This is a genomic window from Rossellomorea sp. NPDC071047 (genome assembly GCF_050270195.1).
Classification (GTDB): Bacteria; Bacillota; Bacilli; order Bacillales; family Bacillaceae_B; genus Rossellomorea.
The window spans coordinates 641,210-656,201 of sequence record NZ_JBNNJT010000001.1 but is presented as its reverse complement, the minus strand read 5'-3'; the positions used below and the strand labels follow the sequence as shown (position 1 = coordinate 656,201).

General features: G+C 39.8%; 18 protein-coding genes and 1 other annotated feature. Of the genes, 4 read left to right on the top strand and 14 right to left on the bottom strand.

Annotation, left to right across the window (positions count from 1 at the left end; all coding sequences use genetic code 11):
• Positions 1-86: 86 nt before the first annotated feature.
• From ACQKFO_RS03420 to mscL, 4 genes are all read right to left on the bottom strand, one after another.
• Complete coding sequence (locus ACQKFO_RS03420) at positions 87-242, bottom strand: hypothetical protein (protein ID WP_427596889.1); 156 nt, start codon at positions 240-242, stop codon at positions 87-89.
• Between the two features lie 230 nt (positions 243-472).
• A complete protein-coding gene (gene cspD, locus ACQKFO_RS03415) occupies positions 473-670 on the bottom strand; it encodes a cold-shock protein CspD (protein ID WP_032088076.1) in 198 nt (65 codons plus the stop codon).
• 186 nt (positions 671-856) lie between these two features.
• Positions 857-1,411 (bottom strand): DinB family protein, encoded by a 555-nt coding sequence (locus tag ACQKFO_RS03410; protein ID WP_427596888.1) that lies wholly within the window; start codon positions 1,409-1,411, stop codon positions 857-859.
• An 82-nt stretch (positions 1,412-1,493) separates the two neighbouring features.
• Entirely contained in the window at positions 1,494-1,877 is a 384-nt protein-coding gene (gene mscL / locus ACQKFO_RS03405; protein WP_427596887.1) for a large conductance mechanosensitive channel protein MscL, read from the bottom strand.
• Between the two features lie 246 nt (positions 1,878-2,123).
• Here mscL and ACQKFO_RS03400 point away from each other — a divergent pair, with 246 nt between their 5' ends.
• Positions 2,124-2,372: a DUF2164 domain-containing protein gene (locus ACQKFO_RS03400; protein WP_427596886.1), complete on the top strand. Its 249-nt coding sequence runs from the start codon at positions 2,124-2,126 to the stop codon at positions 2,370-2,372.
• Between the two features lie 31 nt (positions 2,373-2,403).
• On the opposite strand, the gene ACQKFO_RS03395 is transcribed toward ACQKFO_RS03400, so the two are convergent.
• The 3 genes from ACQKFO_RS03395 to ACQKFO_RS03385 all read right to left on the bottom strand — a co-directional run bounded on the left by ACQKFO_RS03395 (position 2,404) and on the right by ACQKFO_RS03385 (position 5,658).
• Positions 2,404-2,853 (bottom strand): hypothetical protein, encoded by a 450-nt coding sequence (locus ACQKFO_RS03395; RefSeq protein ID WP_427596885.1) that lies wholly within the window; start codon positions 2,851-2,853, stop codon positions 2,404-2,406.
• A gap of 966 nt (positions 2,854-3,819) precedes the next feature.
• On the bottom strand, positions 3,820-4,437 hold the full coding sequence (locus ACQKFO_RS03390) for an NUDIX hydrolase (RefSeq protein ID WP_427596884.1): 618 nt from the start codon (positions 4,435-4,437) through the stop codon (positions 3,820-3,822).
• Between the two features lie 240 nt (positions 4,438-4,677).
• Positions 4,678-5,658 carry a cation diffusion facilitator family transporter gene (locus ACQKFO_RS03385; RefSeq protein WP_427596883.1) on the bottom strand — a complete coding sequence of 327 codons (981 nt, stop codon included), beginning with the start codon at positions 5,656-5,658 and terminating at the stop codon, positions 4,678-4,680.
• A gap of 156 nt (positions 5,659-5,814) precedes the next feature.
• On the opposite strand from ACQKFO_RS03385, the gene ACQKFO_RS03380 reads away from it, so the two are divergent.
• Positions 5,815-6,876 carry a DUF3900 domain-containing protein gene (locus tag ACQKFO_RS03380; protein ID WP_427596882.1) on the top strand — a complete coding sequence of 354 codons (1,062 nt, stop codon included), beginning with the start codon at positions 5,815-5,817 and terminating at the stop codon, positions 6,874-6,876.
• 118 nt (positions 6,877-6,994) lie between these two features.
• A complete protein-coding gene (locus tag ACQKFO_RS03375) occupies positions 6,995-7,819 on the top strand; it encodes a GNAT family N-acetyltransferase (RefSeq protein WP_427596881.1) in 825 nt (274 codons plus the stop codon).
• Between the two features lie 53 nt (positions 7,820-7,872).
• On the opposite strand, the gene ACQKFO_RS03370 is transcribed toward ACQKFO_RS03375, so the two are convergent.
• Both ACQKFO_RS03370 and metG read right to left on the bottom strand, forming a co-directional pair.
• Positions 7,873-8,361, bottom strand: coding sequence for a metallophosphoesterase family protein (locus ACQKFO_RS03370; RefSeq protein WP_427596880.1), 489 nt, complete (start codon positions 8,359-8,361; stop codon positions 7,873-7,875).
• Between the two features lie 18 nt (positions 8,362-8,379).
• Complete coding sequence (metG, locus tag ACQKFO_RS03365) at positions 8,380-10,038, bottom strand: methionine--tRNA ligase (RefSeq protein WP_427597780.1); 1,659 nt, start codon at positions 10,036-10,038, stop codon at positions 8,380-8,382.
• Between the two features lie 35 nt (positions 10,039-10,073).
• Positions 10,074-10,339, bottom strand: a binding site (T-box leader).
• A 136-nt stretch (positions 10,340-10,475) separates the two neighbouring features.
• Here metG and ACQKFO_RS03360 point away from each other — a divergent pair.
• The gene (locus tag ACQKFO_RS03360; protein ID WP_427596879.1) at positions 10,476-11,072 is read left to right on the top strand and encodes a class I SAM-dependent methyltransferase; all 597 of its coding nucleotides are present in this window, start codon (positions 10,476-10,478) and stop codon (positions 11,070-11,072) included.
• 82 nt (positions 11,073-11,154) lie between these two features.
• Here the strand turns inward: ACQKFO_RS03360 and ACQKFO_RS03355 are convergent, their stop codons facing one another.
• The 5 genes from ACQKFO_RS03355 to trpB all read right to left on the bottom strand — a co-directional run bounded on the left by ACQKFO_RS03355 (position 11,155) and on the right by trpB (position 14,972).
• Entirely contained in the window at positions 11,155-11,520 is a 366-nt protein-coding gene (locus tag ACQKFO_RS03355; RefSeq protein ID WP_427596878.1) for a VOC family protein, read from the bottom strand.
• Positions 11,521-11,535: 15 nt separating this feature from the next.
• On the bottom strand, positions 11,536-12,540 hold the full coding sequence (locus tag ACQKFO_RS03350; protein ID WP_427596877.1) for a S66 family peptidase: 1,005 nt from the start codon (positions 12,538-12,540) through the stop codon (positions 11,536-11,538).
• A gap of 133 nt (positions 12,541-12,673) precedes the next feature.
• The gene (locus ACQKFO_RS03345; RefSeq protein WP_427596876.1) at positions 12,674-12,835 is read right to left on the bottom strand and encodes a hypothetical protein; all 162 of its coding nucleotides are present in this window, start codon (positions 12,833-12,835) and stop codon (positions 12,674-12,676) included.
• A gap of 150 nt (positions 12,836-12,985) precedes the next feature.
• Entirely contained in the window at positions 12,986-13,777 is a 792-nt protein-coding gene (gene trpA, locus ACQKFO_RS03340) for a tryptophan synthase subunit alpha (protein ID WP_427596875.1), read from the bottom strand.
• Entirely contained in the window at positions 13,770-14,972 is a 1,203-nt protein-coding gene (trpB, locus tag ACQKFO_RS03335; RefSeq protein WP_427596874.1) for a tryptophan synthase subunit beta, read from the bottom strand. The genes trpA and trpB overlap by 8 nt, the downstream gene beginning before the upstream one ends.
• Between the last annotated feature and the right edge of the window lie 20 nt (positions 14,973-14,992).

The following is a 14,992-nucleotide window of genomic DNA, read 5'->3' as shown; positions in this document are numbered from 1 at the left end:
ATGAAGTGTGCACATATACATAAATTAGATTAATCCATTATATGAAGGGTTGAGAGATCTCACATCGATTTCCTTCCCCTGCCAGGTTAAACCCGACCTTTCTTTTTTAACGGTTTGTACGCAACCAAAACCGCAAGTACTGCGGCGATGACATTGATTAAGGTACCAATAACGGGAGAACCTTTATATCCATCATTATGATACAAGTTTGTTAAAATCACACCAGCAATTAGACTGAGCATGATGTTACTTCCAATGAAAACTCCAATAAAAATAAAAAATTTCTTAGCGTTTTTCCACAAAATTCAGCACTCCAGTAAATAAGTATTGTTTAATTGTACAGTAACAGAATTATTTAGGAAAGAACAGTAGGTAGGTCTACTGATAGAGAAAAGGATCTCCTCTATGTAGATAGACGCAAAAAAACAGAGTACGTCAGCCGACGTACTCTGTTTGGAGTTTTACGATTAAATTACTTTTGAACGTTAGCTGCTTGTGGTCCACGAGCACCTTCAACAATTTCAAATGTAACGTCTTGACCTTCTTCTAATGATTTGTATCCTTCACCTTGAATAGCAGAGAAGTGAACAAAAACATCGTCTTGGCCTTCAACTTCGATGAAACCGAAACCTTTTTCAGCGTTAAACCATTTAACTTTACCTTGTAACATAAAACAAGTACCTCCTAGTGCAGTTGCACATAAAAATATTTATATTCCTGCTCTGATTAAGATTCAAGACGAATATTCTTCAATCATGCATATTAACCGAACAAAAATAACTATCTTTACTATAGCAGAATCTCATGCAAAACTCAAGAATATGAATGGGTCTTTTTGTAAAATACGAACAAAGATTTAGTCCACCTTTGAAATATTGTGTTCTTTTGCATAGAGTTTTTTGATCATACGTATTTGCCCCCTATGATTGATTTCATCTTCGAATACATGAAACCATTTAAAGAAGTTATTTCCTTTTTCTCCATACCACCAGTCCGTTTCTTCATAGAGCCAATCCTCATCCAGTTGTTTAAACTGCTCCACCGTTTTGTTCCTGGTCATCTGCAGGTTCTCAAGGTAAAATTCGACTTCATTTCCTTTAATCAATTCGGCTGCCTTACTGCCTAAACTTAAGGCAGGTTCCAATGTCATTGCGTATTCCTCGATTTCATCATCACTTAATTTTTCGAAAGTCAGGACCTGATAAATCTTTTCAACTGCATCAAAATGGGCAAGAAGCATTCCGATTGAATTTGCTTCATCGTGACATCGGTAGTCAAGCAGTTCCACCGGTAAGTTCTCAACTTCCCTGATAGAAGTGAACCGTGTATAGTCCATCATTGAAAGGAGTAAAGAAAAGTCTTTCTTAACCCCATTCTTTTCTTTAATTAAATATATTGAGTTGATTTCCATTGTTTCTCCCCCTCTTATTCTTCTCTTACTATATATTGGATAAATAAAGGGAAAACTCCTTGTTTTTTTGTCGGTTATTCAATTATTTTGGGCTGTATTGGCGGTCTTTTAATAAATCGCGTATCTCCTTAAGCAGTTCTTCCGTCTGATCGACCTTCACTTCCGCTTTGATCTCTTCTTTCCGTTCCATTTTCTTATATAAGCGAATAATAAAGAATATGACGAGGGCTATGAGGAAGAAATCCACTACGTTTTGCAGGAATACTCCATATGTAATGACAGCGTCTCCTACCGTAACTTTTAAGTTCGTAAAGCTGATGCCACCAAGCAATATACCTAAAAGGGGCATAATGATATCATCGACCAGGGATTTGACGATTTTACCAAAAGCAGCTCCTATAATGACCGCCACTGCAAGATCTATGACATTTCCTTTCACGGCAAACTTTTTAAACTCCTGCCACATTCGCATTCTCCTTTTAAATATTTGAAGTACAGGGACTTAGCCTGTCAGGATTTAGTTTGCCACAATTATACAATTTTATATGATGGACTAGATTTCTTTCCGCTAAACTAGTCTCTCACTATTGGCCTTCCTTCCATGTAATGAAGATATCCCATGACGTCACGTGTAAAAGCTGGCTGGGGTTTATACCCGCAACCGATCCGCTTATGTTACGATGGAAGAAAGTCAATGGGAGGAAAACTTATCATGTTTACAAAGATACCAAAAGAACAGAAAAACACGATGATTGAACGGATACAAACGTTCTATTATGAACAGACCGGTGACGAAATTGGGGATTTAGGTGCTGAAAATTGGTTTGATTTCTTTATGAAAGAGATTGGTCCATATCTATATAATCAGGGAGTGATGGATTCTAAAGATGTATTAATGGATAAGATGCTCCTTCTCGAAGATGATTTGTATGCCTTAAAAAGGCCCACCAATACCAGGTAATGAGGACAGACAAAGGAGTAGGGATGCATCCCTACTCCTTTGTTACATTATGAAGAACTCGATCATCAATTCGTCCGTTATCATTAACGAGTTCAATTGTGACGGTTTCTTTGTCTTTGTTCTTTATTTCACTTATCAACTTGTCAATCTCTTCCGTATTTTTTATGTCTACAGTTTTCTTTACCTCAAACTCTTGTGGTGATTCTCCCTGTTTACGGCTCTTTAACTCCTCATCTGTATAAATCAGATCCATTCCCAGGGCGTTTTTAATCGTGGTTCCCTGCAGGAAGAAACGGGTTTGAAACGGAGTATCGGGTTCAAGTGCTTTGTCTGTGACCACCCCACTGAATGTAATTGTATTGGCCTTTTCATTTATTGTTACTCCACCACTCACGACCATTTCAGCAGCATTCCGGTTACATGCGCTTAATAGAACGGCCATAAGTATTCCGGCAATGATTACTACTTTTGATCCTTTCACTCATGTGTCCCCCTTATATGTATGTGCTATATTATTTTACCAAATGTTAAATGAAAAGTGCCAGAAACAATTGTTCCCGACACCTTTTGTCCTGATTTTTCATGCATACTAGGTGAAATATGATGATAGGGGGTTCTATGAAAGATTTAATATTGAGAGGTAAGTCAGAGGAATGATTGATTTTGGTGTGTATTTTTTGAGTAAATCGAAGGTCGGTGGTGAAAGGACTTAGCCATATTATTTATCATTTAAGGACAATACGAAAAATCACTTGGTGGATGGATCAAAGTAGCCATGTTTACTCTTGGCTATAGTACACAGAGTGCGTACCGATTTCCGATATTGCTTTTTTGATTCTACATTATTCCGCTTTGATCTTACCACCAATCGATAACATCCAATAAACAACCGGATGATTATTAAGATATCGATAGATTAACCATTACCAATAGAGTAGCAAAGGATTCTTAGATGAACGACATAGGAAACTCCGTTTTATCTTTCGACTAAGATCTTATGAACATGAGGTAATTGAAAGTTTTTCTACGAAGCATAAAGAAAGCTGCTATTCTTCACTTTTTGAGGTGCTTATTACATACTGCTTTAAGGATAAACAATTTTTCCTGTACACTTAACATTCTCCAGCATTTAGCACGAATAATCATAGTTTTTTCCCCTCTCCTTTATTCATTTTCTTTTGCTTACTTCTCTTTACCTCCATCTTGACGATTACAAACACTTCAATTTGCTACATATTTACAAACAAAAATACTCTCTCCGACATGTTGCCCTATCGAAAAAAGTATTATTTGAAAATGAATGTCTATACATATAGGTAATTGTAGAATTTCTTTTTTAAAAGATTTCGTTTATATTTAAAATCATGTTTAATAATAGTTGATCTCGTGGAAGTGACTGCAATGAATAGTAACAAATGTTACGAAAAGACCCTATTGAAAAGATTATCTACGAAAGGAGTTTTACAAAGTGATGAAGAATTCTGGCAGTTAGCCCCCATATTACTTTGTCTTCATAGTAATAAAAATGTTCTTTCATATTTCTCGCTTGCCAGTTGTAATTTTCTCCACCAGGGATTTGTTTGAAAGGAAAGCTCTCTTCTGGCTCCATCTTGAACTTGATGTTATACAAGTCAGGTTCTCTTTCCTGAAGATAGGCTAATGGTGTAGTAAAGATTTCTTCCACCTCAGCATGATTAGGTTTTAATTCTTTTAAGGATACATTTATCTTGCCTACATATGGATAAATGATCGTCCCAAAAGGAGATACGATATAATCAAGTGGATACACATCTGTAATGGTGTCCGAATGAATTCCCAGTTCTTCTGATGTCTCACGAATAGCTGCTGCTTTCTCATCTGAATCACTTCGGTCTATCCGCCCTCCAGGAAAACAAATTTCCCCAGGTTGTCTTCTCATGTTCAAGGAACGAACTTCAAATAAAACATGGGTTTGGCCGTTAACCTCAATTAAAGGAAGTAGAATGGCATATTCAGAAAATGTTTCACTTCCAAGTATTCTAGGTGTTCTTTCTTTGAATAGCTGCAGTATCTCATTCACATCCATTCTATCCCCCTCCTCACATAATCTATTCTATGATTTTCTTTATTATAGTATGAACATGAACCAAGACCAAACTATACGTTTCCCCATTCCCCCAATATACCTAAAACACTATCTTGTACTGAAATAGTCTTATAAGAACTATTTTTCCAATGGAGATCATCTGTCCATACCTTATTTCATTGCCTCTAATCCGAAACAAATAAACATCCTGCTAAACTTGTCTGCAGGATGCTTGTTTTCTTAATGTGTCTCCGGATTATTCCCTTTCCATTCCTGAATTCCATCATCCTCGATGATCCCCAACGTTACGTCTGCGATATCCGGATCACTCATTAATTTTTCTTGAACAGAGAATTTAATATCATCTGCTTCCGAAAGGGGTAATCCTCTTCTCAGTTCAAGGTACGATTCAACATGATAGTATCGACCTTCCTGAGTGATTCTCAGTTTGAAGATATCAATCACTGCTTCGTGCTCAAAGATCGCACTTGCGATTCGGTCTTCGACTTCCTTTGGAGCAGCCACTCCTATCAAACCGACCATGTTGTCATAGCCGACTCTGAAGGCGACTCCAACCATGAGGAATCCAATGACAATGGTGACAATTCCATCCAAAAGTTGATAGGCAGAGAAATAGGACACCAATACAGCAATCATAGCTAAGATAGCCCCTGAAACAGCGACCAGATCCTCATAAAAAACGAGCCTTGTCGGTGGTGAAGCACGCTTTACGTTTTTAAACGCTCCTGAAAAAATTCCCAAACCCGTGCTTTCCGCTCTTGCTTCCTGTCCGATTTCCTTCATTACTTTATAGAGAATGGCACCATCGATAAGGATATTCAGTAATAATACCGACACATTCAGCCAGATGCCCTTTACCTCTGCGGGGTGTTTAAGTAAATGAATCCCTTCCCGTATGGTTTCATAGGCCATGATGGAAACAACGATAACCGCAACCATGCAGAAAAGATTGATGACTCTTCCAAAGCCTGTCGGGAACTTCTCCGTCGGTTGTTTTTCTGAAAGAACACTTCCAATAAATACAAAGCCTTGATTCACTGCATCAGCTAACGAATGCATCGCCGAGGCAAACATTGCTCCACTTCCACTAATGAAGTAGGCAATTCCTTTTGCAATCGCAAGAATACCGTTCCCGACCATAGCGAAAAACGATGACTTGTTTCCTTTCTTCACCAATGAAAAAAAAGATTCTTTTCCCACAATCACACCACCTATACTTATTCTTTAACAAGTAGTATCTCACCAGACTGAACTTTCATAAGCCAATTGACGAACCTTTTCAGCTTTTCTATACTGTAACAATGAGTGTATAGATCATTACATAGAACGAATCTATTTAGGTCAGGAGAACAAAACATGGATTTTACTATTCAAAACCTTTCCTTTTACTTAATACAGATAGAGGGCAAGGGCGAAGAAGCCGATAAACGGCATAAACATTTTCAGACTTTAACTGGAACCGAATATGAAGAAAGTCCATTAAAAAGCTTTTTAGATGGCGAACTAACCAAAATTGTGAAGCGAAAAGTTGACCGACATTCAAAGTCAGAGTCTGCCCCAACAAAAATTGGACGATTTGTAGTAGAACCAGGTCATGAACTGACTTCCAATCCAAATTATAATTTATTTCACCGCACACGTTATGCCGAAAACAAAGAGGATTTTCGCGAAGCCTGTGATCAAATCGTGCAGATGTATCTAGAAGCCAGTGCTATCCGCGGTGGTGCATTCCTCGTTGCGACTGCAAAGCTGACGAAATTCTTCGATGATCCATTTGTGTTCATCATGAAATGCGATTTTGAACCAAAGGTTGCCACCATAACTGATGAAGCGACGTTGATTCACAATGTCGAAATGGCGATTACGACGAAAAACATGAAATCCATCCAATATCCCTACATGCCCGAGGAAGGCATGATGGATTCAGCTGAAATCAAAATACACCAGGCTTCACATGCGAGATACTTTGAAGATTTCTTGAAATGGGTCGAATATGAAAAGTCTATGCCTGAAATCGTGAAATCCCAAGTTTACGGGATGGTGAAGGAACATATCTCCGAAACCTATGCTGAAGAGAGCGATGAACGTGCTGAATTTGAAGAAGCGGTGGAAGAATGGGCAATCAGTCCAAAGCGTGAGCTTCAGGAGAGGTTCACAACTGAACAAGTGGTAGAAGCCACCTCCCAAATCGTCGAACAGTCACCTGAAGTCGAATTGAAGGTGAAACTTGATCATGTCTCCGTTAAAGCTCTTCTATCCGACTTTGGGGACAGTATTCATCTGGCAAAAGTAAACGGTCGATATGTACTGATGATCGAAAGCGAGTCCGTCATGTTTGAAAAAGGCTTCTCACCTCTTGAATTTTTAAAGCCTGATGAGCTGCATGAAGTGATCCAACGAATACAAGACAAAGAATAAGATGGAGCCATGTTTTAAAATACATGGCTCTTTTTTTTAAACCTCTTGTCTAGATGAAGGAATTTTCATAAAATTTAGTAAGTAACTTCTTTACATTTTGATTAATTGGAGATGAAACATGCTTACTTTAAAACAGCTTCAAGACATTAAAAGCCTGCAGATCGTCTGCGAAAAACACGAAGAGATACATTTAAAACTGAACTGGGATATGCTTAAAAACCGTACAAACAGCCTGGATGATTTTCTTCTTTACAAAGACGATCAACTGATCGGATTTTTAGGTTTGTACGGCTTCGGTGAAAGTTATGAATTATGTGGGATGATTCACCCGGAATACCGTAAACAGCAACTATTTCAAGAACTATTCCAGGAAGCCGTCCAGTCACTAAGGTCACGAACTGTTCGAAAACTCTTACTTAATTCTCCCGGCTCATCAGCTTCCGGGAAGGAATTTATTGAGAAAATAAATGCCACTTATGATTTTACTGAATATGAAATGAAGTGGAATAAAAAAAGCTTATCTGTAAACGCGGCTGATGTCCATTTAAGAAGTACTACTGAAAAGGATATTGAAACCATTATTGACCTTGATGAAAAATGCTTTCACGTTGTAAGGTCTGATGCTGAATCCTATACCAAGAGATTGCTTGAAGAATCAGGAGAAGGCAACTTAATGATTGTATATAATGGAGCAACCGTAGGAAAGATTAGAATCCAACGAGTGGACAATCGAAGCTTTATTTATGGATTTGCTATCCATCCCTCCCATCAGGGAAAAGGCATCGGCAGAAATGCCCTGTCTCAAGTCGTGATGAAGGAATCCGAGTGGACCAGCGACATTTACCTGGATGTAGCTGCTACGAACAGGAATGCACTTAAGCTTTATGAATCAAGTGGATTCCAGACCTTCTATAGTCAGGACTACTACCGGTTTTCTTTATAAGATTTAAGCCATATTAAGGAGTAAAGCACAGAGGCTCAGACCCCTGTGCTTTTTTAACGGTAAAATTTATGTTCTATTTTCCACGTGTCTTCAATGGTCAAAACACCATGGGAGAAGTAAGGAAGTTTACGTTTATCAGTGGGAGATCCGGGATTAAACAACAGTCTCCCTTTCATATAGCGGGAATATGGGATATGCGAGTGACCAAAGACAATCAAATCTACCTCATCAGATTCGAACGCTTCCAGAGCTCTTTTTTCCGTTGTTTTCCCCTTCCCGTCACCGTGCACCACACCAATTTTCAGTCCTTTTTTCACAATGATTCTTTTTTTTGGAAGAAACGCCTGAAGATCTGAATTATCCACATTCCCTACAACGGCAACCAATTCTCCGTACTCACTAAACTCTCGATAAACATCAAGGGTTTGAAAGTCGCCGGCGTGAATGATTAAATCACTACTCATGAGATCTTCCTTCAGAATTTCAGGAAGCCCTCTCCTTTTTTTAGGCATGTGGGTATCGGACACGACTATAATCTTCATATCATACTCCTTTTGGTTTCACTGTGCTTTCTCTATTAATTGTTTCCGTTCTGTCTCAATTTGATCAAGGTCAATCCGGTTAAACAATGGTGTTGTCGCTTCAATGCTGATCTTCAACGGCAATGATACCGGCAACCACCTTAGTTGTCCGGCCAGACCCAGTTGATCAGCCAGTTTTGAAGAAGTGAAGGGTAAAAACGGTTGAATGAGATTCCTTAAATTACATAATAGGTACAGGAATTCCTCTAGTATCTTTTTTCCTTCCTCCCTATCCTCTTTTAAAACATTCCACGGTTTCATCTCATCAAAACGCTTATTCGACCATCGAATGAATTCGAATGCTGTTTCAATTCCCTGTCGAGTGTTCCCTTCCTCAATCGATTTGCCTACAGAATAAAATGTTTCTTCTATTTTATCCTTAACAACATTAGGGACAATAGAGAGCGTAAGGTTATGACCAAATTCTTTCCCATAAAACTTTAACGTGCGTTGAACCAAATTCCCCAGAGCTCCCAGCAGTTCACTGTTATGACTATATATGAATTCTCTCCAGGAGAAATCTGCATCTCTCTTTTCCGGTGCATTGATGGTAAGAAAATACCGAATGGTATCTGGATGGTAGTCGTTGACAAGATCCTTCACCCAAACAGCCCAATTCCCACTCGTTGAAATTTTCCTTTTCTCAAGCGTCAAGTATTCATTTGAAACAATATAGTCAGGAAGATTCCTTTCGCCAATTCCTATAAGAATGGCCGGCCAAATAATGCTATGAAAAGGGATATTATCTTTTCCATGGACATAATAGGACGTGGTTGCCTCCTGCCAAAAGTCCTTCCACTCCCGCTGATGTTCCCTTGCCCACTTTTTGGAAGCGCTCAAATAGCCACTCACTGCTTCTATCCATACATAAATTTTCTTATCTTGAAAACCTTGAATCGGGACCTGCACACCATTCTCTAAATCCCTTGTCACCGGCCGGTCATGCAAACCTTCCTTTAAATATCGATTTGTGAGTTGAAGGGCATTATCTCTCCACCCGGTGCCGTTATCCATCAGTAATTGTAGAAGAGGTTCCTGCAATTTAGAAAGGGAGAAATATAAATGTTTTGTCGTCCTCTGAACCGGTTCATGTCCACAGAGCTTGCAGGTTTTATCCATTAAATCAGTCGGGTCTAAAACCGTCGAGCATTGATCACACTGATCACCTCTTGCCCTCGAACCACAAACGGGACAGACTCCTTCCACAAACCGATCCGGCAAAAATTGATGATCATGCTCACAATATGCTTGCTCCACTTCTTTTTCATATAACAAGCCCTTCCGATAAAGTGTGGTAAAAATGTGTTGAACTTCCTTATGATGATGTGAGTGATCAGTTCTTGTATACTCATCGTAACTAAAGCCTAAATCGCGAAAACACTCCAGGAACTCGTTGTGATATCGATTCGCGACCTCTTCAATACTTGTTCCTTCCTGTCTGGCCCGAATACCGATGGGGGTCCCATTACAGTCACTTCCTGACACGTAGAGAACATCTTCTCCTTTTAAACGGTAATATCGTGCAATAATGTCCCCTGGCAATAGGGCTGCGATGTGTCCTAAATGTAACGATCCATTTGCGTATGGCCAAGCGCCACCAATAAAAATAGTCATGACCTTTTCCTCCTCCTGAACAATATAAAAAACCCCTCGTCCTTAGATATCGATCGACATCTAAGGACGAGGGGTTGAACTCGTGGTACCACCTTAGTTTATAGCTTGCTCACACAAGTCTATCTCAGCAAGTACGGAGCATATAAACTGCTCTTATACCGTGACAATGATAACGGATGCCCACTCCCGTTCTACCCTACACCAAATCGGTTCGAGTAGAATGCTCCGAGACCATTTTCCATAACGAGTTACCCTGCTTCTTTTCAGCTTCCGAAGCTCTCTGATTAAGGACTCATCTATGTACTCTTCTCATCAACGCAAGTTAGATTTGTTTATATTATGCCACTTTTTCAAAAAATTGCAACATCGCTTTAAAGGTTTTATTTGTGAGTATTAGTGGAAAGGTGAATAGACGATACTATTTTAATAGACCAGATTTCAGCAAAAGAGGTGATGCCCTGTTGTTTTCATTACAAAAGCAATTCAAGCGTCCGAATGGATTACTCGGCTGGATTGTCGGAAAAGTAATGGAATTCGATAATAGAAAAATAAATAATTGGTCCATTAAACAATTGTCCATTAAAGATGGCGAACATATTCTGGAAGTAGGCTACGGGCCCGGATATTGTATTCATCGCATATCAAGTCGTTTTCCTAAATCGATTGTGGATGGGGTTGATATTTCTGAGACAATGAAGAATGCTGCACAGAATAAGAATGAAAAAGCCATTGAGAATGGAAGAGTTCGGTTATTTGTTCATGATATTAGTCAATTTGAATTGAACAATGTTGAGTACGATCGGATTTTTTCCGTCAATAACTATCCTCTATGGAAGGATCAGAAAAAATCACTTTCACATTTATATAATATGCTAAAAAAAGGTGGCACCCTTCTCATTACCGTCCAACCACGCGGGGATGAAGAAAGGGATAGCAGGGCGAAACACTATGGCGAAAGTATTTCTGAAGCTTTGCATAAAGCTGGCTTTAAAGATATCACTATTTCTTATAAAAATGTTAAACCCGCTTTAACGGTATGTGTGAAGTGTGTGAAGTAGACTTGCAAAAACAAGAACCTCCTTAAGAAAAGCAATTCTTAGAGGAGGTTTTTCCTTTACCATTTACATGTATTAATCCGCTTTAACCCGTACAAATCATTAATAAATTCCCGTTGACATCCCTAAAGTTAAAATAAGAAAAGTCGGGAAACGTGATGATCCCGGATTCAAATGTGACTTTCTTTTCGTGAAAGTCTTCTCTTACTTTTTCAATTTGAGTGGTATGGAAATTACAGATTGGAACATTAGAATCAGGTGGAGTGAATCCTTTTTCCTCTTCTAGAGTTAGCGATGTTTCCCCCAATTGAAAAGTATAAACGGGAAGCTCCTCAATCTCATTATACTGCACGGGATCAATTTCAAAACCCAGTACTTTTTCGTACCAATCCACAGATTCCTTTAGATTAACCACAGGAATAAACACTGTATTCATTTTTCTTTGAATCATGTGAACCCCTCCTTTTTATGTAGCCGGCTTTTCCACCAGATGGAAATCAATTTGATTTTCGTGAACTTCAAGCCGGGCTTTGATTCCGTTTGGAAGGATAAACATAGGGTCAGTATGACCGAAATCCAGATCCGTAACGACTGGGATTTCATACCCCTCTGTGACACGGGATAAAATGCCGGCCAGTTGATTCTCTTTAAAGCCAACGTGATCATGAAAACGTCCAACGACAAGACCATTAATTTTCGAATATACCCCCATGTGTTTGAGTTGAGTTAAGTATCGATCAATTGACGACGGGGTTTCCTCTGGATCATCTTCAATACATAAGATGGCACCATCGAGATCTGGAAAGTATTCTGTACCTGCGAGAAGGAGCATGGTTCCCATATTGGCTGCAATGATTTTCCCTTCTGCACTCCCTTCTTTGACTACATGAGGTCCCTTATTTTCAACTTGTTTTCTAAGTCGATTGTCTTCTTCGTCCCACCACAGATGCTCCATTACATAGGAAGGAGATGCGGAGTAATCTACTCTTTCACCTTGAACGAGTGATTGGAAGAAGTGATCCTTTGTGTATGTTTGCAGTCCTCCATACTCTCCAAACTGAGGCATAATGGCAGGTCCAAGATATGTTGTGAGACCGGTCTTTTGATAAATGGCCATGTGGAGAGCCGTTATGTCGCTGTAGCCGAGGAATATCTTTGGATTTTTTTGAATTAAAGAAAAATCAAGAAAATCCAGAAGTTGATGAGAACAGGTTCCTCCTATGGTGGTGATGATGGCTTTTACATCATTATCCCCGAAGAGATTATGTAGGTCCTCCACTCTCTCCTCGATGGTACCAGCCATATACTCTTCAATTTTCAACGTGTTTGGCGCTACTTTCACGTTAAAGCCTAACTTCTTGAGCTCTTCAATCCCTCTTTTCAATCTCTTAGGGCAATGAGCAGCGACTGGAGAAGATGGGGAACAAATCCCGATTGTATCTCCTATTTTTAATCGATTTGGAATCGTCATGCGTTTGACCTCTCTATCAAATATGTCTTATATTGTCAGATTAATAGAAATAGTCGTTGAATACAACCTGAATCTTAAGTTTAATAATTCAAATATAAAACAGTCAGCCCGCAAAGGACTGACTGTTACCATTTTACTCTTCAGTGGTGCTTTCTTCAGTGTTGCTTTCTTCTTCCATGTTTTCTTCCGTTTCAGTGCCTGTGTCTTCCTCTGTGTCACTGCTGCATCCGGCTGCAAATGTTACTACTGATAGAGCTGTCATTGACATTAATAACCACTTTTTCATACTTTTCATTTTAATAGCCTCCTGTTATGATGCTTTGTTCAACTACATCTCTATCATACTGATTTCAGGAGGAAAAAGAAGGCTATTTACCTTTATTTAACATACATTTAGAATCTGTTAATCTAGGCGCTCATTTATTTACGAAGAACTCAGTAATCTTTACAATTTTAATGCTTTAGCCTTTGAAGCACTGATTAATTCTTCTATTTCATCAAATGATTCATGCTGAATCAAATCGATTATTTTGCTTCCAACGACTACTCCATCACAGTATTTACTCATGGTACGCACATGTTCAGGAGTAGATATTCCAAACCCGGCAAGTACTGGGACTTGACTGTTTTCTTTCAATTTATTCAGGTGGTCTGAAATATTGTTTCCAAATCCCTCTCTCGTTCCAGTAATCCCATTAATCGTAACAGCATAAAGGAACCCTTCAGTGACGGAAGCCAATTCCTGAATTCTCTCTAACGGACTCGTAAGCGTTGCTAATTGAATAATGGCGATTCCATTTTCTTGTGATGGTGCCCGAACCAATTCATGATGTTCAAGTGGCAGATCAGGAATGATCACACCGTCCACTCCTGCATTCTTACAATCTTGAAAGAACCGCTCGACTCCATATTTGTAAATGGGATTAATATACGTCATAAAGACTAACGGAATGCCAATTTCCTTTCTGCTTTCATCTAACACTTCAAACACCCTTTTGAGGGTCGTCCCATTCTCCAGTGCCCGCTTCCCTGCCTGTTGGATGATCGGGCCATCGGCAACGGGATCCGAGAACGGGATCCCGACTTCTATGGCCGTCGCTCCTCTTTCTTCGAGCATTTTCAAGGTTGATATCAAGGTCTCTATCCCCCCATCCCCTGCCATCACGTAAGGAATGAATAGTTTGTTTCCTTTTGCCAGTTCAGCTTTAAACGTATTCTCAAGAAATGTTTTACCCATGTTGACTACCTCCCAGTAACTCTTTCACTTGTTCCACATCTTTATCCCCTCTGCCAGATAAACAAATCACTACCGACTCTTCTTTTCTCATTTTCCCAGCTAACTTCACCGCATAGGCGACTGCGTGTGAGCTTTCCAGTGCAGGTATGATTCCTTCTGTCTGGGACAGCTGCTTAAATGCATCTAATGCTTCCACGTCTGTAATGGACGTATATTCCACTCTATCAATGTCTTTCAAGTAGCTATGCTCCGGCCCGACACCAGGGTAATCAAGCCCTGCTGAAACAGAGTGGGCTTCCTGAATCTGCCCTTCCTCATTTTGCAGCAGGTACATCATGCTGCCATGAAGAATCCCCACGGACCCTTTTGTTAATGTGGCTGCATGTTTGTCGGTTTCAACCCCGCTTCCAGCCGCTTCCACACCGTATAAGTCAACTTCCCTATCATCAATGAACGGGTGAAACATTCCGATGGCATTGCTGCCGCCTCCAACACAAGCGACGATTGCCTTAGGGAGGCATTGTTCCTTTTCGAAGAATTGTCGCTTTGTTTCTTTACCGATCACACTTTGAAAATCCCGTACCATTTTAGGAAATGGGTGTGGACCTAACACGGAACCGATAATATAGTGTGTGTCCTCTACATTTGCGACCCAGTAGCGCAGGGCTTCATTGACTGCATCTTTTAATGTGGCACTTCCCTGGGTGACACTCACCACTTCCGCTCCCAGTAACTCCATTCTGAATACGTTGAGTTTCTGTCGGCGTATGTCTTCCTCCCCCATAAAAATGACGCAATCCAGGTTTAAAAGGGCACATACGGTTGCCGTTGCGACACCGTGCTGCCCTGCTCCTGTTTCCGCCACGATTTTTCTTTTGCCCATCCGTTCTGCAAGCAATGCCTGACCGATTGTATTATTGATTTTATGAGCACCCGTATGATTGAGATCCTCACGTTTTAAATAGATTTTCGCTCCACCTACCTGTTTGCTTAGATTTTCAGCAAAGTAGAGTGGGTTTTCTCTTCCTACATAATCCTTTAAATAGGTTTGAAGTTTCTCTTGGAATCCTTCATCCTTAGAGGCTTCATCATAAGCTTTTTCCAATTCTTGAACAGCCTTCATCAATGATTCCGGAACGAACCTTCCCCCGAATTGCCCGAATAACCCTTTTTGATCTGGTTGTGCGTATATCATCTCAATTCCTCCATTTATTG